18 protein-coding genes and 1 tRNA gene are annotated in these 20,654 nt (G+C 37.6%); 8 read left to right on the top strand and 11 right to left on the bottom strand.

Annotated features, from left to right (window positions below; genetic code table 11):
* Position 1 precedes the first annotated feature (1 nt).
* The 10 genes from EL165_RS02520 to EL165_RS02565 all read right to left on the bottom strand — a co-directional run bounded on the left by EL165_RS02520 (position 2) and on the right by EL165_RS02565 (position 7,754).
* The gene (locus EL165_RS02520; protein ID WP_002979734.1) at positions 2-649 is read right to left on the bottom strand and encodes a MarR family winged helix-turn-helix transcriptional regulator; all 648 of its coding nucleotides are present in this window, start codon (positions 647-649) and stop codon (positions 2-4) included.
* A 36-nt stretch (positions 650-685) separates the two neighbouring features.
* Positions 686-1,384: an SDR family NAD(P)-dependent oxidoreductase gene (locus EL165_RS02525; RefSeq protein WP_002979733.1), complete on the bottom strand. Its 699-nt coding sequence runs from the start codon at positions 1,382-1,384 to the stop codon at positions 686-688.
* Positions 1,385-1,394: 10 nt separating this feature from the next.
* Positions 1,395-1,676 carry a TIGR03643 family protein gene (locus EL165_RS02530; protein WP_002979732.1) on the bottom strand — a complete coding sequence of 94 codons (282 nt, stop codon included), beginning with the start codon at positions 1,674-1,676 and terminating at the stop codon, positions 1,395-1,397.
* Positions 1,676-3,154, bottom strand: coding sequence for a cryptochrome/photolyase family protein (locus EL165_RS02535; RefSeq protein WP_002979731.1), 1,479 nt, complete (start codon positions 3,152-3,154; stop codon positions 1,676-1,678). Before EL165_RS02535 ends, EL165_RS02530 begins: the two co-directional genes overlap by 1 nt.
* Positions 3,139-4,437, bottom strand: coding sequence for a DASH family cryptochrome (locus tag EL165_RS02540; RefSeq protein WP_002979730.1), 1,299 nt, complete (start codon positions 4,435-4,437; stop codon positions 3,139-3,141). The genes EL165_RS02535 and EL165_RS02540 overlap by 16 nt, the downstream gene beginning before the upstream one ends.
* Positions 4,389-4,544: a DUF2256 domain-containing protein gene (locus EL165_RS02545; RefSeq protein WP_081457769.1), complete on the bottom strand. Its 156-nt coding sequence runs from the start codon at positions 4,542-4,544 to the stop codon at positions 4,389-4,391. Before EL165_RS02545 ends, EL165_RS02540 begins: the two co-directional genes overlap by 49 nt.
* A gap of 3 nt (positions 4,545-4,547) precedes the next feature.
* Positions 4,548-5,867, bottom strand: a complete 1,320-nt coding sequence (locus EL165_RS02550) for an ABC1 kinase family protein (protein WP_002979729.1) — start codon at positions 5,865-5,867, stop codon at positions 4,548-4,550.
* Between the two features lie 85 nt (positions 5,868-5,952).
* The gene (locus EL165_RS02555; RefSeq protein WP_002979728.1) at positions 5,953-6,612 is read right to left on the bottom strand and encodes a TetR family transcriptional regulator C-terminal domain-containing protein; all 660 of its coding nucleotides are present in this window, start codon (positions 6,610-6,612) and stop codon (positions 5,953-5,955) included.
* A gap of 464 nt (positions 6,613-7,076) precedes the next feature.
* A tRNA-Ala gene (locus tag EL165_RS02560) sits at positions 7,077-7,150 on the bottom strand.
* 136 nt (positions 7,151-7,286) lie between these two features.
* Positions 7,287-7,754 (bottom strand): MaoC family dehydratase, encoded by a 468-nt coding sequence (locus tag EL165_RS02565; protein WP_002979727.1) that lies wholly within the window; start codon positions 7,752-7,754, stop codon positions 7,287-7,289.
* Between the two features lie 389 nt (positions 7,755-8,143).
* On the opposite strand from EL165_RS02565, the gene EL165_RS02570 reads away from it, so the two are divergent.
* Complete coding sequence (locus EL165_RS02570) at positions 8,144-8,329, top strand: hypothetical protein (protein ID WP_002979726.1); 186 nt, start codon at positions 8,144-8,146, stop codon at positions 8,327-8,329.
* A gap of 94 nt (positions 8,330-8,423) precedes the next feature.
* Here EL165_RS02570 and EL165_RS02575 read toward each other — a convergent pair whose 3' ends face one another.
* On the bottom strand, positions 8,424-9,173 hold the full coding sequence (locus tag EL165_RS02575; RefSeq protein WP_002979725.1) for an NUDIX hydrolase: 750 nt from the start codon (positions 9,171-9,173) through the stop codon (positions 8,424-8,426).
* A 398-nt stretch (positions 9,174-9,571) separates the two neighbouring features.
* Here EL165_RS02575 and EL165_RS02580 point away from each other — a divergent pair, with 398 nt between their 5' ends.
* The 7 genes from EL165_RS02580 (at position 9,572) to EL165_RS02605 (ending at position 20,605) form a co-directional block, all read left to right on the top strand.
* Entirely contained in the window at positions 9,572-11,797 is a 2,226-nt protein-coding gene (locus EL165_RS02580) for a TonB-dependent receptor (RefSeq protein WP_041461497.1), read from the top strand.
* Between the two features lie 10 nt (positions 11,798-11,807).
* Positions 11,808-14,099 carry a glycoside hydrolase family 3 protein gene (locus EL165_RS02585; RefSeq protein ID WP_002979723.1) on the top strand — a complete coding sequence of 764 codons (2,292 nt, stop codon included), beginning with the start codon at positions 11,808-11,810 and terminating at the stop codon, positions 14,097-14,099.
* Between the two features lie 243 nt (positions 14,100-14,342).
* On the top strand, positions 14,343-15,134 hold the full coding sequence (locus EL165_RS26445; protein ID WP_198418447.1) for an esterase: 792 nt from the start codon (positions 14,343-14,345) through the stop codon (positions 15,132-15,134).
* Positions 15,104-15,508, top strand: coding sequence for an alpha/beta hydrolase (locus EL165_RS26450; protein ID WP_198418448.1), 405 nt, complete (start codon positions 15,104-15,106; stop codon positions 15,506-15,508). The genes EL165_RS26445 and EL165_RS26450 overlap by 31 nt, the downstream gene beginning before the upstream one ends.
* 11 nt (positions 15,509-15,519) lie before the next feature.
* Positions 15,520-16,398: an alpha/beta hydrolase gene (locus tag EL165_RS02595; RefSeq protein ID WP_002979721.1), complete on the top strand. Its 879-nt coding sequence runs from the start codon at positions 15,520-15,522 to the stop codon at positions 16,396-16,398.
* 132 nt (positions 16,399-16,530) lie between these two features.
* Positions 16,531-18,987: a glycoside hydrolase family 3 N-terminal domain-containing protein gene (locus tag EL165_RS02600; protein ID WP_002979720.1), complete on the top strand. Its 2,457-nt coding sequence runs from the start codon at positions 16,531-16,533 to the stop codon at positions 18,985-18,987.
* A 298-nt stretch (positions 18,988-19,285) separates the two neighbouring features.
* Positions 19,286-20,605 carry an aspartate kinase gene (locus tag EL165_RS02605; protein ID WP_002979719.1) on the top strand — a complete coding sequence of 440 codons (1,320 nt, stop codon included), beginning with the start codon at positions 19,286-19,288 and terminating at the stop codon, positions 20,603-20,605.
* The last annotated feature ends 49 nt before the right edge of the window (positions 20,606-20,654 follow it).

A 20,654-nucleotide genomic window follows, 5' to 3' on the forward strand; every position in this document is an offset into this window, starting at 1 on the left:
TCTATTTAAAATACTTCAGTAATTCATCAATGCTGGAGTTTTTATATTGAAAGTAAAGATTGGCATGAAAATCATTCAGCTTTCTGAGCAATTCCAGAAGCTCTTTTTTTTCATTATTGTCAAGCTTTCCGGTAAGAACTTTTGAAGTCATATTCACTTTTTCTATAGAGCGATGGAAATAATCTTCTCCTTTTTTTGTAATATTAAGACGTTTGCTTCTTTTGTCTTCGATGTCATTTTTTTCTTCAATCAAATTGTATTCTAATAAACGTTTGATGATTTGGGTACCGGTCTGTTTTTCATGTCCGTTTCTTTCTATAAGCTGGATTTTAGTCAGATTGGGCTCGTCTTTCAGTCGATATAGGTATGTGAATTCTTCGTTGGCTAATTCCGGAAAATCATTCAATCCTTTTCTGACGAGCTGCTTTGAATATCTTGCTAAGAGCAGGACCTGTTTGCAGATTTCATTTTCGGTAAAGGATACCGTATGCTGTTCATTTTTGAAAAGCTTGGTCGGACTTTCTTTTCTATATTTTTGATCATTTATCCAAAGCCGGAAATCCTCAACGGTTGGATGGGATGTACAGCCCTCAGAGCTTTCAAATTCTTTTACCTGGTGAAGCAGATCAATGAAAAAATCAGTATTCATGGCACAAATTTACTCTAAAAAATATATCTTTTTATCTTAAAGTTTTATACTTCCCATACCACCGTCTATTCCAAAAATCTGTCCGGTAATCCAGGAAGATCTATCCGATACCAAAAATGCAGTCATTTCCGCTATTTCTTCCGCAGTTCCAACTCTTTGAAGAGGATGTCTTTTAGCCGCTGCTTCTTTTTTTTCAGGAGTAGATAAGAGGTTTGAGGCGAGCGGAGTATCAGTTAAAGAAGGAGCTATGGCATTGACCCTGATTTTCTGAGCTGCAAATTCCGCTGCTAAACTTTTGGTAAGGCCTTCCACTGCATTTTTGCTGGCTGCAATGGAAGTATGAAATGGCATTCCCAGTTTCGCCGCCACAGAACTGAAGAGTACCACAGAAGCACTCTCAGATTTTTTAAGATTCGGCAAAAGTTTTTGAATAATTTTCACGGCTCCTGCAACATTAATTTCAAAATCATTCCTGAAATCATCTATGGAGAGCCTGTTAAACGGTTTAAGATTAATACTTCCGGGAGCGTAAACCAATCCATCTACCACTTCAGGAAAAGTAATTTCATCTAAATTTCCGGAAAGAATATCCATCTGATGGAACTCTATATTAGGATGATTCAGTTCAGGGTTTTCCGTTCTGGAAATTCCTATGATTTTATTTTGTTCGGAGAGGATTTTTGCCGTTGCCAGCCCAATTCCCTTTCCGGATCCTACGATGATTATATTTTTCATGATTATTATATTATCTTTTAGAAATTTTATTATTGCTGATGCTCCTTTGTCTGCTGCATTTAAAGCGGTTGATTTCCTGGTTTCGTTTTTTCAGGTGTTTTTGGCTCACTCCGGAATTCACTCTCTTTCTCCAAAGTTTATAACTCGATTCTTTTAATTCAGTACGCATCAGTTCAATCACTTCGGATTCGCTGATATCAAACTGAAATGCTATAGCTTCAAACGGAGTACGGTCTTCCCAGGCCATCTCAATAATCCGGTCTGTTTCCTGTATGTTGAATTTTTTTTTCATTATTTCAGATTTTTAATAACTTCCTTTGCTGTTTTTATATGCTGTTGCCGTTTTTCTTCAGGCATTTTTTCGAACGTTCTCAGCATCATTCCCAATCTTGGATTTTTAGCAAAAAACTCCTTGTTATCATTGATGAAGTTCCAGAAAAGTGCATCCCATTGGCCGGCCCATTCCCCATCGGGATAATCGCTCATTTTTTTGATGTAATGGCTGCCGCTGATGTAGGGTTTTGTACTCATTTTGCCTCCGTCTGAAAAACTGCTCATACCATACACATTCGGAACCATTACCCAATCGTAAGCATCAATGAACATTTCCATGAACCATTGGTATATTTCATCAGGATCAATTTGACAAAGGTTCATCAGATTAGCAAAAATCATCAGTCTTTCGATGTGATGTGCATAACCAGTTTTCAGAATTTTCTGAATTGAACTGTCAACCGGCCTGATTCCTGTTTGGGCGGTATAAAAGGACTCCGGGAGTTTCTGCTTGTGTTGCCAGTAATTTTTATTCCGCTGATATACACCCTGATAAAGATAAACACCGCGAACGAATTCTCGCCATCCTAAAATCTGTCTCACAAAACCTTCCACCGAATTCACCGGAATATCATTTTCCCTGGCGAATGAAATGGCTTTTTCCAAAACATGCTCTGCTGTTAAAAGTCCCACGTTCATCATAGGAGAAAGAACACTATGGTGCAGAAAATATTCTTTTTCTACGATGCTGTCTTCGTAAATGCCAAATTCAGGAAAACGCATTTCCAGAAATTGCTCCAGCCATTGCTCAGCTTCTTTGAAAGTGGTAGGGTAGAGCTGTTCATCAGTAAGGGTGCCGTAATTTGTGGAGAAATATTTTTCCGTATATGCTTTCGCTTCCTGATAATACTCATTGTTTTTCGGGAAATGTATGAAAGGTGCTTTTTTATTTTTCGGATACTTCTTTCGGTTTTCCGTATCATAGGTCCATTTTCCACCCAGAGGTTTTCCTCCTTTCATCAGAATGTTCCGGGTGATTCTCTGTTGCTTGTAAAAGTCGGTCTGGTGATACAAATTCTTTCCTTCAAAATAATCTTTCAGGTCTTCTTGAGTGTTTATAAAAAGAGGACTGTTCGGCATTTCGAGGTTCAGTTTTGTTTCCTTCAGTCTTTTTTCCAGCCAATGATCACAAACATCTGTTGTTTGTATCGTTTTAAAATGATCTTTTTCAAGTTTCTGAATTAAGTTCCTGATGTCTGAGTATTTCGATGAACTTTCAATATATTCAACTTCAAATCCTGATTTTTTGAGGTGATCTTCATAGAATTTCATCGTTGCGCGATGAAAGGCAATTTTCTGTTTGTGAAAGGCATATTGCCTGAAAAACAGGAATTCTTCTATCAAAAATACAGGTTGATCTTTGATAAGATAATCTGTGTCCTCAAAAAGCTGATGAGGAAAAATTAGCTGAGCGGTATGTTTTACATTTTTAGCCATAGTCTTCTGAATTCCTGTTTGGGGTCATAGAGTTCTGCCTGCCTTTCCGGATTAAAAGTCCGGTTGCGGCTATCGTTTCCTACTCCTGCGAGATACATCCAGTTGCCGTAATTGCTGTGAACATCATAATCAATCAGCATTTCCTCAAAATAAGCAGCCCCTATTCTCCAATCCTGATTCAACGTTTTGCAGAAATAGGAGGCTGCATTCTGTCTTCCTCTGTTGCTCATCCAGCCTGTTTTTTGTAATTCAATCATATTGGCATTGACAAAATCGGAGGTTGTCTCTCCATTTTTCCATTTTCGGATAAGCTCCTGATGATGGGATGCCGAATATTGTCTATGGGTAATCCCTTTTTTTCGGAAAATCAAATCCTTATGCTGTAAGGAAACATAGCGAAAAAAATCCCGCCAAAGCAGCTCAAAAAACAGCCAATAGGTTGACTCATTGCTGCCGAACTTTTTTTCAAACCGTTTGATTTCGTGATAAATTGTCACAGCAGAAAGACTTCCGCAGGACAGCCATGGCGAAAATTTTGAACTGTATTCCGTCCCCACCAGGCCGTTCCGCGTTTCTTTATATCTGCTCAGATGTTGGGTTTCCGGGAAATAGGAATGTAAACGTCTTAAGCCTTCAGTTTCTCCTCCCGGAAAGGGAAAAGCACTTCTTGCATCTGTGTCAAAATCTTCAAAACCTAAAGACCGGAGCGTAATTTTATCGCTTTCGAAATGAATTTCAGATTTATAGCAGATCAGCTGTTCCGTTTCAAATTCTGGACGAATCAGCAGGTTTTTCTCAATCTTATTCCTGAAGGTGGTAAAAAGGTCCGGAATTTTATCCAACACTTTACAGACAAAAAAAGGATGCAGTAAAAACTGTGAATAAGATTTTTCCCAAAACGCATAGGGAACCGTTTTTCGAATTTTCGTTTGAAGGTCGGTCTCCTCTTTTGTCCATTCCTGCTGACAGAAAATTTTTACGATTTCAAATTCTTTAGCTATTTCTTCAAAAACATTTTCCGTTTTATTTTGTCGTACTAACAACGGAATATTTTTTTTAGCTAATCTTTGTTTTAAATCTTCAATACTTTCCAGTAAAAACCGGGCTCTGTACTTTCCGATTTTTCTGAAACCGAATTGTTTTTGGGCAAAAAGATCAGAGTCAAAAACAAACACCGCAAGAAAAGGCAGATCTTCCTGCATGATGTTGTATAATGATTCCGAATCCCGAGTTCTCAGGTCTTTGGTGAACCAAAGGATGTTGATTTTTTGTTTTTTCGGCATCTTTCGCTGCAATATTTTATTTCATCCCAGTTTTTTTTCCACTTTTTCCGCCAGTTGAAAGGCAATCCGCAAACTTCACAGATTTTGGACGGTAATTTGGCTGGCATATTTTAAGGCCTTAAATAATTTCTATAATGATTGATTACCACATCTTTGGCTTTCAGATCGTGCATCATATTATACAGACCGAAAAACGTCCGGTTCAGATAAATAAAGTGTCTCGAACCTCGATTGGTATTCATTCCTTTGATATCACTGGCTTTGGTATACCTTTGCCCGAGATCGGCAATTTCCCGGAAAAATGTTTCATCAGAAAAGTCGAATTTTTCCTGATTGAAAGGTCTTGTAAATAATTCCAATAATTCGTAAAACAGTTGGGCAAAAAATTCTTTTTCCTGTGATGAATCTTCCTGCCGAAGAATTTCCAATGCATATAGTTTTTCGCGGAAGATCTTAGGGTTTTTAAGATTTTCTTCTTTTGCCAGCTCAAAATAGGGAATGTAAAAATCTTCCGGTATTTCTTTGATGCATCCGAAATCGATCACCAGTACTTCCTTATTATCAGAAATCAGAAAATTTCCGGGATGCGGATCTGCGTGCACTTTTTTCAGAATATGCATCTGGTACATATAAAAATCCCAAAGGGTCTGCCCAATTTTGTTCAGATCATCCTGAGAGTTGTTCTTTCCGGTAAATTCCGAAAAGTGGATTCCCGACATCCAGTCCATTGTAATAATTTTCTCGCAAGAATACTCCGGATAATAATTAGGAAATTTTAAATTCGGAAGATGGCTGCATTCTTCCGCAAAATGCTGGCTTCTGATAAGCTCTAGATTATAATCCGTTTCTTCGAACAATTTGTCTTCTACTTCCTGAAAATAAGATTCAGAACCCTCTTTTTTTATGTTGAACATTTTCATTGCGATGGGCCTTACCATTTTCAGATCGCTGGAAATGCTTTCTCTCACTCCCGGATACTGAATTTTAACAGCCAGCTTCTGATGGCCTTTTCTGGCAGTATGAACCTGTCCTATACTTGCCGCGTTTACAGATTCAGAAGAAAACGCATCAAATAGATCTTCAGGATTTTTTCCAAAATATTTTCTAAATGTTTTCTTCACAAGAGCACCGGAAAGTGGTGGGACCGAAAACTGAGAAAGCGAGAATTTTTCTACATATTCTACCGGAAGAATGTTTTTTTCCATGCTCAGCATTTGGGCCACCTTCAGGGCAGAGCCCTTTAATTCCTTCAGAGAATCGTAAATATCTGTTGCGTTATTCTCATTCAGAATTTTACGAGCTTTTTCTTCATCTTTCGTGATTTTATTTCCGTAATATTTCAGGTAGTTGACACCCACTTTCGCACCTGCTTTCAACAGGCTGCCCGTGCGTTCAATTTTTCCTGTGGGAATTTTATCTAATGTTTTCATTTTAATTTCTGTCAGGTATTTTTTTATTATTTTACAGCTGTTTCTCTGACGCCTTTATTAAAAGCCAGGAGAATAAAAACTATCATCAGCTTATGGTAAATTTTTCTTTCCAAAGGAATTTGCCAAGATCAAATACCTTCTTTAACGGTTCATTATCCATAAGTGTGAAACCCGTATCGATAGTCTTTTCGATGAAAATATCTGTCTTTTCAAAATCAGGGGAAGTGTCTTTTATCCAGAACTCAATAGAGGAAATTAAATGAAGCCAAAGAGCTTCATATCTCGTTTTTTCGCTGAGTTTTTGAATATCTTGTTTCGCTTTCTCAATGATTTCCCACTTATCAAAATTCAGAGTACTGATGAATTCCTTATGCGTTTCACGCAGGCTATTAAGCACCTTAATTTTTTGAAATTTATCAGTTCCTAAAATCAATAATACCAATGATCGGTTCATGGTAAGGTTTTCAAAGAAAATATAATAGACATTCAGAAGCTTTTCTTTGGTTGCCAACTGGTCTGAAAAATTGATTTCAGAAGAAAGTTGCCATGATTTTATGAAAAGATGATTCAGTATTTCTTTTTCAATTTGTTCAAACCCCGCGAAGTAGTGATAAAATTCTTTTTCTTCAAAATCATTTTCCTTAGCGAACAGATAAATGTTTTTCGGTTTTTCTCCATATTTCAAAAGATAGTCACCGTATAGTTCAACTATTTTTTCCTTTGTGTTATTGGATTTTTCTTGCATAACTGAATTTATTTGCAATAAAATTAGTACTTTATTTTATCATTATTTAAAATAAAGTATAAATTTTTACTATTGTGATCTTTTGATTTTTTAAATAACTTTATTATCACTGCAGACAAGTAAAAGATTTAGAATTTTATGAAGAAGACAAAAAGTAGAAGGAAATAAGATATAAGTAGTTGGACTTAAAAGAGATCACAGCAATTTCTAATGTAAGAGTTTGATATTTAATTCTGATACTGTCAATCTTATATGCTTGCATAACAAGCTATGAAGAAGGCAAAATGAATTGGAGTGTTATTTTCCCTTGTTTAGATATTGTGGCGTTGAATTTTTCAAAGAATAACAATGCCATGATTTTCCACTTAATTTAGAGTAATGATAATTATCAAAAAAGCAAAAGAGCTGTAATTAATTACAGCTCTTTTGTAGATTTTTAAGCGTTTTAAAAATTTTACACTCTGTGGAGAATACGGGATTCGAACCCGTGACCTTTTGACTGCCAGTCAAACGCGCTAGCCAACTGCGCCAATCCCCCGAATTATTTAAAGCGGTACAAAAGTAAGTATTTAAATGAAACCTGCAAATATTTATGTCTTTTTATTGAATAAAAATAGAATAAAACGATAAGTAATAAGAGAAAAGTTTCTATTCTAGGCTGAATTGCCTTTTATTTAATCAGAATTATTAAAATGATAAAGAAATAAAACATCGCCCACATAGGCAGGTTTTGTTTCACCTTCAATAATTAATTTTGCCTCAACAATCACTTTTACAGTTCCCCTCAGGTTACAGATAGATTTTGCATAGGCTTGCAGTTGTACATGGTTGTTTACAAGGACAGGTTGCCCAAATCTGAAATTTTCGATGCCATAATTAATTTCCATTTTTACATTTCTAACATCCGCTATCTGCTTCCATAAATAGGGTATAAGTGACAGAGTCAGATAGCCATGGGCAATTGTTGACTTAAAGGGACAGTCTTTTTTTGCTTTCTCCTGATCGATATGAATCCATTGATGGTCCAATGTTGCATCAGCAAATTTATTAATCTGCTCCTGATCAATGGTATGCCAGTCTGATACACCGATTAACTTACCTTCAAATGCCTTATATTCTTCAAAACTATTGATAATGACCATAAATGTTGTTGATTATATTCTAATGAAAATCTCGAAACCTGTAATATGATTTCAAACATCCGGCCAAAATCTGTCGCAGTGTGGTACCTGCTTAAATTTTCAACTGATGGAAAATAATGTAAGAGAATCTGGCTTGCATATTGTTAAACTTATTATTGTATTGCAAGAAGTATATTTTTCACTAAACGGCTTGGTTTTTGCAATTTTTTACACGTAATGTATTGGTTTGATATATTCATAGAAACAAATACTCTATTACAGGAGAATATTTGAAATCTATATTGGGGAAAAGGAACCAATTTTAAAAAATACCTTAGATCAGTTTTTGATGGAGCTATATAAAGAGAACAAATTTTAAACTAGATTTTTAACAATAAAAAATTAAGGCTATGAACGTTAAACGAACATTTGGAACTATATTGACTATTCTGGGAATTGCAGGTTTAATTTATACCGGATATGAGCTCATCAATAAAAGTGCTGCTTACATCACATTGGGCGTTATAGGAGTTCTCGGACTCATATTCTTCTTTTCCGGGATAGGGCTTGTCAAAAATACCAAAGACGAAGCATAATCTACTTAAAAAAACAGGAAACAGGATTGCAAGCCAGAAAAACTTCTGGTAATGATTTTATATTGTGTTTACTATTCACATATATTTCTCATCGTTACCAGCTGTTTACTCCATTTTCCAGTGCCTTTACATAATTTTCCTGATTAAAGGAATAGAGATCCTGTGCTTTATGGGCACCTCCTTTTCGTTGCTCATCAAGCTTGGTTAAAATTCCCAGGTTCTTTATTTTTCTGTAGAAATTACCCCTGTTCAGACTTCTTCCTAAAATCGTTTCATACAATCGCTGCAATTCTGTCATGGTAAATTTCTCCGGCAGTAAATTGTAGCCGATTGGCTTGTAGGTTATTCGTTCCCTGAGTGTCAGCAGAGCTTTTAAAATAATCTGTTTGTGGTCCATAGTAATCTGATAATGATCGAGGTTATTAACGTCGAGCCATTCAAATTCTTCACTCAGTTCATCTGCTTTTGGAGAAACGTCATGATAGTTTACCAATGCATAATAACCAATTGAAATAAACCTTTGCTTATGCCACAAGTTGTCATCATAATCACTGAAAACTTCCTCACTTCGGCCATTCTTTCCAAAAACGGAAAACTCTTCCAGAAATATATCCGTAACACCGGCGCGCTCGCTTAAAATTCTTACCGCTGCATCATCAATATTTTCTTCTTTCTTCAGGTAGCCGCCTGGCAGAAACCATTGTTTGTTAAACTTCATCTTTATAGCCAGCACTTTAAGTTCGTTTTCACTGAATCCGAAGATGACAGTATCGATAGAAATATGAGGAAGGTATAACTGATAGGCTTCTGTTGATCTTTCTAAAAGCTGTTGACGAGAGTTCATATTTATTTTTAATTCTTCTTGCTGAACAAAGTTAAGGTGATATTAAGGAAGTAGCAAATATTCAGGCTTTTTAGCATTACTTTTTGGTAACATATAATTTACAATTCCGGGTAAATAATGATCTTTTTATCATTTTATTTTGATTTTATTGATTATAATTTATTGATAATCAATATATTAGTATAATGTTAATATTTTTTTAACATTCATTTGCCTGTATCAAAAAAAGAATGTAATATTGAGTCGCTTCATTATGAAGCAACTAAAAATATCATGGGATGTCAAAAATTACAAGGATAAAATCCAGTTAGCTATTTGTTTAATTTTAAATCAGTTACCTATCTGAAATTCATCATTTCATTACACAATTCAAACAAAAAACAGATTAATTGATCATTATGAAAAACTCAAAACTCCGAATTTCCACTTTACTGCTTATGTTTTCTTGTGGAGCAGTATTTGGACAGCAAGCCGACAGCTTAGCTTTAAAGAAAAAAACGATCACTTCCTCCAAAGAAGACAACAACAGAAATGTGATGCTTAATGCTGCCAATAATACCAGCCCCCGCGATGTCAATATTGGTCTTCCTTCTACAGTAGGAGGAATAACAATTCTCGAAAATGATCTGCCAGTTGTTTATTTTTTCTGGCCCGAACTGCCCAATAAAACATGGAGGCAAAGTGTTGGACTGGAAAGAACGGGACTTTTAAAAATGGACCAGTTGGCCAATACGACAGGAGATCTTGGTTTTGCCGTCAATTCATATTCGCAGACAGGAACTAAAGATCTTAAGATCAAAGGCAAATTTACCACCAGTAATTTTGGCTGGTTACAGGGTGATGTCAATGTCTCAGGTCCTATTTCTAAAAATGGCTGGACGTATACCGCAGGAGCTTTTGCCAACTATGATCCAAGTACCTATAAATTAGGATTTGCAAGAAATGCTGATGAAACAAAAATTTTCAGAGCAGGGGTAACCAAGTATTTTAACGACAATAAAGGACAGATTACCGCACTTTACAAATATGCAGATTCGTATAGCATAACCAATTATGCTGTTTTCCAATACGGGGAAAACGGAAAAGTAACAGAGCTAGATAATTTCAAAATTGGAAGAGATTCTTATGTAGTAAGAGACGGACAGATGAAGGTCAAAGATATTCTTACAGGAAATTATTATTGGGCATCTATGAGTGGAGATGATAACAGGTCTAAATCTCATAACATTGATATTTTTGGTAATTATCTTTTGAACAACGGATGGAATTTCAAATTCTCAACAAGAGCGCATTTTTCAAAAGTGAAAATGTCCAATATGATTCCTTTAAGTATTTTCAATGCAGATTCTTCAGCAGGATATACTTTGGCTTCCAACGGCCAGGCTTATTCAGGGCAGGTAGGAACTACTTTAGGAATGTATACGCCGGAAACCCCGATTACCAGCATTGCAGGACGTTTTTCTCTGAACAAGCAGGTAGGAAATCATAATTTGACATTTGGAGCGTTGGAGCAATATTATCACGTCAACAAATATACGTCCAACCGTACTTTTTTCTTCCAGACTGTTGAACCGCAGCCTCAACGTTTGATCGGTCCGAATACTGATTCTGACGGTTTTTACAATTACAATGCAGGCGGAGAATACCATAGCGGAACAGAGAATAAATTTTCACTGTATGGTATTGATGAATGGAAAGTTACCGACAACTTTAATCTGAGCTATGGTTTACATTTGAGAAATCACATCATTGACGGAGAGTATTCTTTGACTCCAAGGACTATTGGTTTTAGTTTTACAGATCCGGGTCAGTTTAATCATATCAGTCAAAGTTTCTTCCAGATTGCAGGAAGTTTGAACGCAACTTACAACATTACCAAGAACTTCGGGGTTTTAGCCAACTTCCTGTACACAGAAGAAAACAGAAGACTGGAAAGTTATTCCCAGGCTTTTGAACCCAATACCAATAAAATTAAAAGCCCGTTGGGAGCATTTGGAGTTTTCTGGAATACCAACTGGATTCAGTTGATTTCCCAGGCTACCTATCTGAAGAAAAATAACAACCTTAACAGATATAATCTGGTAAATCCTGCAAATAGCTCTCAGGCGCAAACCACAACCGTTTATTATGATATTCAAACCCTGGGCTGGACCACGGATTTTGTTTTAAAACCATTCAAAGGATTCAATTTACATTACCTGGTTACTTTCCAGAATCCTGTGTATAAGAAATTTAATTTCAATGCATTCGGAAAAGATTATGACTATAACGACAACAATGTATTAGGCGTTGCTAAAGTTTTAATGGAAATCGATCCAAGTTATTCTATTGACAAGTGGAGATTCTGGGCGAGCTTCAGATATTTCTCCAAACAATACGCGAATCTTACCAATGCACTATATTTTGCACCGAGATGGGAAACTTTCGGGGGAGTAAGCTATACCGTAAACAAAAACATTAACATAGGTGCAACGGTGATCAACTTCCTGAACCAAAGAGGAGCCAGTGGAACCATCAATGGAGCTGAATTGATTACAGATGCAAGTCCGTATTACGGAAAACTGTTAACAGGAACGTACATTATGCCATTGACAGGTCAATTATCAGTAAACTTCAATTTCTAAAATATAAACAATGAAAAGGACGGTTTTAAATATTGCTGCATTATTTTTAGGAGTAACAGCATTTTCACAGAATATTCAGTTGGTGACGAATCCCAAAGGTCCTGTTTTAGGGTATTCTGCAGATTCAGGGGTGAAAATTCTTACAATTGGAGGAAATAAATTCAAAGATTTAAACAGAAACGGAAAGCTTGATCAATACGAAGACTGGAGACTTCCCGTTGACGAAAGAGCGAAAGATTTGGCTTCAAAAATGAGCGTCGAACAGATTGCAGGGTTAATGCTGTACAGCGGCCATCAGTCTGTCCCTGCGCCTGCAGACGGTTTCCGGGCAGGTAAATATAACGGAAAGCTGTATAGAGAAAGCGGGGCAAAAGCCTCGGACTTAACAGACCAGCAAAAGAAATTCTTAAAAGAAGATAACCTGCGCCATGTTTTGGTAACAACTGTTGAGTCTCCCGAAATTGCAGCCCAATGGAGCAACAATATCCAGGCTTATATTGAAGGTTTAGGATTGGGAATTCCAGCCAACAACAGTACAGACCCGAGACATTCTGCAACCGTAACGGCTGAGTTTAATGAAGGTGCAGGCGGGCAGATTTCACTTTGGCCGGATGGCCTGGCAATGGGTGCAACTTTTGATCCGGAACTGGTCAGGAAATTCGGAAATATTGCTGCTCAGGAATACAGAGCATTGGGAATTTCCACAGCTTTATCACCCCAAATCGACCTGGGAACAGAGCCTCGCTGGTACAGGATCGCTTACGTTTTTTCTGAAAGTCCGGAACTGACAGCTGATTTGGGGAGAGGGTATATTGATGGTTTCCAGACAACCATCGGAAGCAAAAACGGTTGGGGTAATAAAAGTGTGAATGCCATGGTAAAGCACTGGCCGGGAGGCGGCCCTGAAGAAGGCGGCCGTGATGGGCATTGGGCAATGGGGAAATTCGCGGTTTATCCGGGAAATAATTTCCAGAATCACGTAAAACCTTTTACCGAAGGTGCTTTCAAATTAAACGGAGGAACTAAAGAAGCTTCTGCGGTAATGCCGTATTATACAATCAGCTTTAATCAGGATACGAAAAACGGGGAGAATGTTGGGAACGGTTACAGCAAATATCTGATCACAGACTTACTTCGTGGGAAATACAAATACGATGGTGTGGTGTGTACCGACTGGCTGATTACCGCTGATGAACCCAAAACTCCGGGAGGATTTGCAGGAAAACCCTGGGGTGCTGAGAAATTATCCATTGCCGAACGTCACTACAAAGTGCTGGAAGCCGGCGTTGATCAATTCGGAGGCAATAATGATAAGGGACCAGTTTTGGAAGCCTATCAGATGGGAGTGAAAGAACATGGTGAAAAAGCTTATCGTGCAAAATTTGAACAGTCTGCCGTTCGTTTGCTGAGAAATTTCTTCAGAACAGGATTGTTTGAAAATCCTTACGTCAACATTGAAGAAACCAAAAAAATAGTTGGTAATCCTGAATTTATGAAAGCAGGGTATGAGGCTCAGGTAAAATCGATCGTGATGTTGAAAAATAAATCCAATATTCTTCCTATCAAAGAAAGAAAAACAGTTTACATTCCGAAGAGATATTCTCCGGCAACATTTAACTGGTGGGGAATTTACACGGCTCCTTCGCTGGATTATCCTGTTGACATCGAAAAAATCAAAAAACATTATAACGTAACCGAAGATCCCGCTAAAGCTGATTTCGCATTGGTTTTTGTGAAAAGTCCGCACAGTGAAGAAGGTGGTTACAGCGATATTGATGCTGCAGAAGGAGGAAACGGATATCTTCCGATTTCTCTTCAATACAAAACCTATACAGCAACTGAAGCCCGTGAGAAAAGTATTGCAGCAGGTGACCCGGTTGTAGCCCCGAATGTACACGACAGGACATTCAGAAATAAAACATCAACCGCTACCAACTTTACAGATCTGCTGACCATTGAAAATACTTACAAGGCCATGAACGGGAAACCTGTCATTGTTTCTGTAACAGCTTCAAAACCGATGGTTTTCAACGAATTTGAAAAGCATGCTGATGCCATTCTGATGAATTTTAATGTTTCCAATCAGGCGGTTGTAGATATCGTAACCGGAAAATATGAACCATCAGGATTACTTCCGCTTCAGATGCCTGCGAATATGGCAACTGTTGAAAAGCAAAAAGAAGATGTTCCTTACGATATGGAAACCCATAAAGATTCTGAAGGCCATAACTATGATTTCGGATACGGAATGAACTGGTCCGGCGTGATTAAAGATGCGAGAACAGAAAAATATAAAAGGTAACTGATGATTCCGGGTCTGTATTTTACAGGCTCAGAATTTTATTTTTGAATTAAAAACTGATTAACTTTTTAACCACAAAAGTCACAAAAGGTTTTAGCATTTTAGTTATTTTAAGTTCAATGCTAATTTTTTTTAAGATCCCTTAAGTTTTGAAAATCTTTGATTTTCAATTTTATGAACTTTTAGAATTATAATTTTAGACTTGAAGCTTTTGTGACTTTTGTGGTTAAATAAAAATTTAATATGAAAATCAAATTCACAATCTATTCATTAATGCTGGGTTCATTAATGTTTGCCCAGGAAAGCCTTGATTTCAGCGGAAAGAAAGAAATAATTTCACCGGAGATCAAAGGTAAAAGCGTGACATTCCGCCTTCGTGCACCAGAGGCGAAAACAGTAAAACTCCAGGGAAACTGGATGCCGGGAAAAGGCTGGGAACCGGGAACCGTAGAATTAAAAAAAGATGCAGATGGAATCTGGTCCTTCTCTCAGGATGATCTGGCCCCTGATATCTATACCTATTCTTTTATTGTGAATGGGGTAAAAGCCAATGACCCTAACAACTCTTATCAGGTACGTGATGTTTCATCAGTGATGAGTATGATTTTTATTGATGGAAAACAATCTGAAAATTACAAGGTTCAGAACGTCCCGCACGGAACAGTTTCCAAAAGATGGTACAAATCAAGCGGATTAAAAGAAGACAGAAGATTAACGGTGTACACCCCTCCGGGATATGAAAATTCAAAAGAAAAATTTCCTGTTTTATACCTGCTACACGGAATGGGGGGTGACGAAGAAGCATGGATGACCTTGGGAAGAGCTTCGCAGATTCTGGATAATCTGATTGCTCAGGGAAAAGCAAAACCTATGATTGTTATAATGCCAAACGGCCATACAAGCAATTCAGCCGCGCCGGGCGAATCTTCGAAAGGTTTTTATAAAATCGATATGAAAACACCAGATATTTTCAGCGGTGATATGGAAAACTATTTCAAGGAATCATGGAGTTTACAGAGCATAATTACCGGGTAAAATCAGACGCCGGAAACAGAGCAATTGCCGGGCTTTCAATGGGAGGATTCCATTCCTTGTATATTTCTGCCAATCTGCCGAAAACGTTTGATTATGTAGGGCTGTTTTCTCCGGCAATTCTTCCGCCTGATGAAAAGAAAAGTCCTGTTTATCAGAATTTAGATCAAAAACTGAAAACCCAGCAAACCAATTCGTACAAGTTGTATTGGATTGCCATCGGAAAAACAGATTTTCTCTACAAAAACGTGACAGAATACCGTGAAAAACTCAATAAGATGAACTTCAAATATCAATACGTAGAATCCGAAGGCGGTCATACGTGGAGCAATTGGAGAACCTATCTGAATGATTTTCTTCCTCAGTTATTTAAATAAACAAATTAAAAATGAAAAGAATATTCATAGCAGCACTATTTATCTCAGGAATAAACCATGCATATGCACAGAAATCTATTCCTTTATATCAGGGAAAGGCACCGGGAACAGAAAACTGGACGCAGAAAGAAGCTCAGCAATTCAGCGAGCTGTTCAAAACGGAAGTTGTTTTCAATGTGTCCCAGCCTTCGATACTGGTTTTTGAGGCAGATAAAACCAGGGCCAACGGAACAGTTGTTGTTATTGCTCCCGGCGGTGGTTTTCAAAGCTTATCCATCAACCGCGAAGGAGTTGATCTGGCAAAAAAGCTTGCAGAAAACGGAATTACAGCAGTCGTTCTAAAATACAGACTGCTGGAAACGAAATCCAATGACCCTGCCAAAGAAATGATGGAGAATATCAAAGACAGAAATGCTTTTGATGCCAAAACAGCTCCTGTTAAAGTGATGGCCGGAGAGGACATCAGAACTGCCATCTCATACATCAGAACGCACGCAAAAGAACTAAAGATCAATCCTGAAAAACTCGGAGTGATCGGGTTTTCTGCCGGTGCCAGTGTAATTTTAGAGAGTGTCCTGCATAGTAAAGATGCTTCAACGCTGCCAAACTTTGCGGCATCCATTTATGGCGGACCAAGCCAGGAAATTCTAAATACCGAAGTTCCTAAAGCTGTTCTTCCAATGTTTATCTGTGCCGCAAGTGATGATCAACTGAAACTGGCACCAAAATCAGTTGTATTGTATAACAAATGGCTGGAAGCAGGGCAGCCCGCTGAACTTCATATCTATGAAAAAGGAGGCCATGGCTTTGGTATGGGAAAACAGAACTTACCTGTCGACAAATGGTCTGATGTATATCTCGACTGGCTGAGATTCCATAACTTTTTGTAGTTATTTAATCAATTTAATACTTTTTATATAGTTTCTTTCATGGCATTTTCTGTCCCAGGGCAGAATATGCTGTGTTTTTTAGAATAGCATATTTCAAGCTTATGCTCTGTTTAATAAAAACTAAATCTAAATATGAATAAGAATAAATCAACACTGATCGGACTTTTTTCCGGGAACAAATATTCGGTATTGTTTTTGGTTTTAATGGGGGTGTCACCTCTTACAAAGGCTCAAAATAATCCAACAATTACTGTTGGTGGAAAAACGTTCACAGATCTTAACAAGAATGGTAAACTGGACATCTGGGAAGATACAAGACTTCCGGTTGATCAAAGAATTGATGTTATCATCAGCCAAATGACCAATAAAGAAAAGGTTGATCTGTTGGTTGGAACAGGAATGCCCGGAATTGAAGTCTTAACCGGACCTGTAGGAGACACAAAAAAAGGCCTGGTTCCCGGAGCTGCAGGTGGAACAGCGAATCTGGACAGATTCGGAATTCCGGCTACTGTTGTTGCGGATGGGCCTGCAGGCTTAAGAATTGCACCAACAAGAGAAAATGATTCCAAAACGTACTATGCAACAGCATTTCCTGTAGGAACGGCTTTGGCTTCAACCTGGAACAAATCCTTATTGGAAGAAGTTGGAAAAGCAATGGGGAATGAAGTGAAAGAATACGGTGTTGATGTTTTGCTGGCGCCTGCCTTGAATATTCAGAGAAATCCATTAAATGGGAGGAATTTCGAGTATTATTCAGAAGATCCCTTAATTTCAGGGAAAACTGCTGCGGCTATTGTTAACGGAGTCCAGTCCCGGGGAGTGGGAACTTCTGTCAAACATTTTGCTGCCAATAATGAGGAGACCAATCGTTTAACAATCAATGCACATGTGTCTGAAAGAGCATTGAGAGAATTATATCTGAGAAATTTTGAAATCACCGTAAAAGAATCCCAGCCCTGGACTGTAATGTCATCTTATAACAAAGTGAATGGAGTGTATACTTCAGATTCCAGAGACTTACTGACCCAGGTTTTAAGAAACGAATGGGGATTCAGGGGCATTGTAATGACGGATTGGTTCGGTGGCTTTCCCGGATTTGAATCCATCAGAACAGGAGGAATTTCTGATGTAGTCAAGCAGATGAATGCAGGAAATGACCTTTTGATGCCTGGAATTCCGGCACAGAAAAAGGTATTGCTGGAAGCTTTGGATTCAGGCCGATTACCACAAGAAGTGGCAGATCTGAATGTGAAAAGAATTTTGAAATATATTTTCGGGACACCAACATTTGCACACTATAAATATAGTGACCGACCGGATCTGAACGCGCATGCCGTAGTAACCAGAAGCGCGGCAGCAGAAGGAATGGTGTTGCTTAAAAATGAAAACAATGTTTTACCTTTTGCAGACAGGCAGAAAGAGGTTTCCTTGTTTGGAGTGACTTCCTATGCGTGGATTACAGGAGGTACAGGAAGTGGCAGTGTCAACAACAAACATACGGTTTCTCTTTTGGAAGGACTGAATGCTGCGGGGTATAAATTAGACAAGGAGCTGGTAGAATTGTATAAACCGCATGCTGAAAAAGAAGCTGCAGCAGAAAAGGAAAGGAGAAAAGCACGGGGAATTTTAGCTTTGCCGGAGAGGCTTCCAGAAATGAAAATGGATGATGCTTTCATCGCTAAAAAAGCGGAAACTTCTGAAATTGCTTTTGTAACATTGGGAAGAAATTCCGGTGAAGGAGGGGATAGAGTAGTGAACAATGACTTTAATCTGGCCACGGAGGAAATAGAAATGCTTGATAAAATTTCCAAAGCTTTCCATGCAAAAGGAAAAAAAGTGGTGGCTATACTGAACATTGGTGGGGTGATTGAAACTGCTTCGTGGAAAGATAAGGTAGATGCTGTTTTATTGGCCTGGCAGCCTGGCCAGGAAGGAGGGCATTCCGTTGCAGATGTGATTTCCGGGAAAGTAAATCCTTCCGGAAAACTGACAATGACATTTCCTGTAAATTATGCAGATCATGCATCAGCAAAGAATTTTCCGGGTGAACCATCGGATAATCCTACAGAGGTAACTTATAAGGAAGGTATTTACGTAGGATATCGTTATTTTAATACTTTTGGAATAAAACCTTCGTTTGAATTCGGGTATGGAAAGTCGTATACTGATTTTGAGTATTCTAATATTAAAACCAGTTCAAAGACATTTAATAATTCAATAGAAGTAAGTGTCAATATTAAAAATACAGGAAAGGTACCGGGAAAAGAAATCGTTGAATTATATCTTTCTGCACCTGGAAAGACCATTGACAAACCAAAATCTGAATTAAAAGCTTATGCAAAAACAAAAGAATTAAATCCAGGTGAATCCCAGACTGTTATTTTGACTTTAAGCAAGAAAGATTTAGCTTCGTTTGAAACGGGAAAATCAGCCTGGATTGCTGAAGCCGGAACGTATAAAATTCTGGTAGGAGCTTCATCGCTGGATATCAGGCAGACCGCCGAATTTGAAGTTGCAAAAGAATTATCAGTTGAAAAAGTACAGCACATTCTTCCTGCTGACAAACAATTTGAAGATTTAAAACCATAAGAATAATAAAGTAAAAAAGAAAATCTAATGCTTAAGTATCTTATCAACAATCTGATAGGATGGGAAATGTAACATCATAAAGAAAATATCGGAAATTAATTTTTTATTTGCAAAAATTTGTATATTTGCCCAGCAAAAAAAGAAATAATGATATTATCTAACTTAAAAAAGGGAAAGAAACAGTACTTACGTCGAACGTCGTGAGTCATTTTCCTTTGGTTAGAAACTAAAATAAATCAGGAGCTTGTCATCACGACAGGCTCTTTTTTTTTGAGAAATATTTAACAATTAATAAATTATGAAAGTACTAAAATTTGGAGGGACTTCAGTAGGAAGCCCGGAAAGGATTGAACAGTTATTACCCATTATCAGATCTCAGGCAGCGGATAAACACCTGGTTGTTTTATCAGCAGTATCCGGTACAACAAATGATCTGGTAAAGTTATCAGAACTGTATGAGAAGAAGGATATTGAGGGAGCCTACAAACATATTGATGTACTATATGAAAAATATAAAAACTTTGTAAATAAATTATTTAAAACAGAAGAAGGTATTCAGGAAGCTTCATCTTTTATTGATAAAATCTTTGATCTGTTTTATCAATTCAAAAATAAAAACTTCACTTCCAGTGCAGAGCGTGTTATATTGGCACAGGGCGAGATTATTTCTACAACTCTGTTTCATTTACATTTAAAGGAAAAAGAAATTTCTTCCGTTCTGTTATCGGCATTGGATTTTATGCTGATTGATGAAGATAAAGAACCGGATATTGATTACATCAGAAAACATGCTGGTCTTGAAATAGCAAAATATCAGGAAGAAACCTTATTTATAACCCAGGGATATATTTGCAGAAATGCTCAGGGGGAAATTGATAATCTGCAAAGGGGAGGATCAGATTATACCGCTTCATTACTGGGAGCAGCCTTGCAGGTAGAGGAAATTCAGATCTGGACAGATATTGACGGCTTCCACAATAATGATCCGAGATATGTTCAGAATACCAAATCCATTGCCAGACTTAGCTTCGATGAAGCTGCCGAATTATCTTACTTTGGAGCCAAAATCCTTCATCCTCAAAGTGTTTTCCCTGCAAGAAAATATAATGTTCCTGTAAGATTACTGGATACAATGAATCCAAGTGCGGCCGGAACATTGATTTCAGGAGAAATTTCCAATCAGAATCAGATAGTAGCAATTGCAGCCAAAGACGGGATTACGGCAATCCGCATCCAGTCTTCCCGTATGCTGATGGCGTATGGCTTTTTGAGAAAAGTTTTTGAGGTTTTTGAACGTTATAAAACTCCGATAGATATGATTACGACTTCTGAGGTAGCTGTTTCTCTTACCATAGATCAGACAGACCAGCTTTCTGAAATTGTAAAAGAACTTGAGTTCTTCTCAGCTGTGGAAATTGACAATGAGCAATCTATCATCTGTATTGTCGGAGATTTCAGAAAAGAAAATCACGGATACGCAACTATTGTCTCTGAAGCGGTAAAGCATATTCCGATCCGTATGATTTCTTATGGAGGAAGTGAAAATAATATTTCATTACTGGTTCCGTCTGTTTATAAGATAGAAGCCCTAAGATCTCTGCATAACAGATTGTTTTAGAAAAGAGATAACAGAATAAAAAACCGCTTTTAGAGCGTTTTTTTTGTTT

The sequence above is a fragment of the Chryseobacterium gleum genome, assembly GCF_900636535.1.
In the GTDB taxonomy this organism is placed as follows: Bacteria; Bacteroidota; Bacteroidia; order Flavobacteriales; family Weeksellaceae; genus Chryseobacterium; species Chryseobacterium gleum.

Excerpts from the sequence above, each read along its gene's own strand:
- EL165_RS02520 (WP_002979734.1), bottom strand. The coding sequence starts at position 649 with ATGAATACTGATTTTTTCATTGATCTGCTTCACCAGGTAAAAGAATTT.
- EL165_RS02525 (WP_002979733.1), bottom strand. The coding sequence starts at position 1,384 with ATGAAAAATATAATCATCGTAGGATCCGGAAAGGGAATTGGGCTGGCA.
- EL165_RS02530 (WP_002979732.1), bottom strand. The coding sequence starts at position 1,676 with ATGAAAAAAAAATTCAACATACAGGAAACAGACCGGATTATTGAGATG.
- EL165_RS02535 (WP_002979731.1), bottom strand. The coding sequence starts at position 3,154 with ATGGCTAAAAATGTAAAACATACCGCTCAGCTAATTTTTCCTCATCAG.
- EL165_RS02540 (WP_002979730.1), bottom strand. The coding sequence starts at position 4,437 with ATGCCGAAAAAACAAAAAATCAACATCCTTTGGTTCACCAAAGACCTG.
- EL165_RS02545 (WP_081457769.1), bottom strand. The coding sequence starts at position 4,544 with ATGCCAGCCAAATTACCGTCCAAAATCTGTGAAGTTTGCGGATTGCCT.
- EL165_RS02550 (WP_002979729.1), bottom strand. The coding sequence starts at position 5,867 with ATGAAAACATTAGATAAAATTCCCACAGGAAAAATTGAACGCACGGGC.
- EL165_RS02555 (WP_002979728.1), bottom strand. The coding sequence starts at position 6,612 with ATGCAAGAAAAATCCAATAACACAAAGGAAAAAATAGTTGAACTATAC.
- EL165_RS02565 (WP_002979727.1), bottom strand. The coding sequence starts at position 7,754 with ATGGTCATTATCAATAGTTTTGAAGAATATAAGGCATTTGAAGGTAAG.
- EL165_RS02570 (WP_002979726.1), top strand. The coding sequence starts at position 8,144 with ATGAACGTTAAACGAACATTTGGAACTATATTGACTATTCTGGGAATT.
- EL165_RS02575 (WP_002979725.1), bottom strand. The coding sequence starts at position 9,173 with ATGAACTCTCGTCAACAGCTTTTAGAAAGATCAACAGAAGCCTATCAG.
- EL165_RS02580 (WP_041461497.1), top strand. The coding sequence starts at position 9,572 with ATGAAAAACTCAAAACTCCGAATTTCCACTTTACTGCTTATGTTTTCT.
- EL165_RS02585 (WP_002979723.1), top strand. The coding sequence starts at position 11,808 with ATGAAAAGGACGGTTTTAAATATTGCTGCATTATTTTTAGGAGTAACA.
- EL165_RS26445 (WP_198418447.1), top strand. The coding sequence starts at position 14,343 with ATGAAAATCAAATTCACAATCTATTCATTAATGCTGGGTTCATTAATG.
- EL165_RS26450 (WP_198418448.1), top strand. The coding sequence starts at position 15,104 with ATGGAGTTTACAGAGCATAATTACCGGGTAAAATCAGACGCCGGAAAC.
- EL165_RS02595 (WP_002979721.1), top strand. The coding sequence starts at position 15,520 with ATGAAAAGAATATTCATAGCAGCACTATTTATCTCAGGAATAAACCAT.
- EL165_RS02600 (WP_002979720.1), top strand. The coding sequence starts at position 16,531 with ATGAATAAGAATAAATCAACACTGATCGGACTTTTTTCCGGGAACAAA.
- EL165_RS02605 (WP_002979719.1), top strand. The coding sequence starts at position 19,286 with ATGAAAGTACTAAAATTTGGAGGGACTTCAGTAGGAAGCCCGGAAAGG.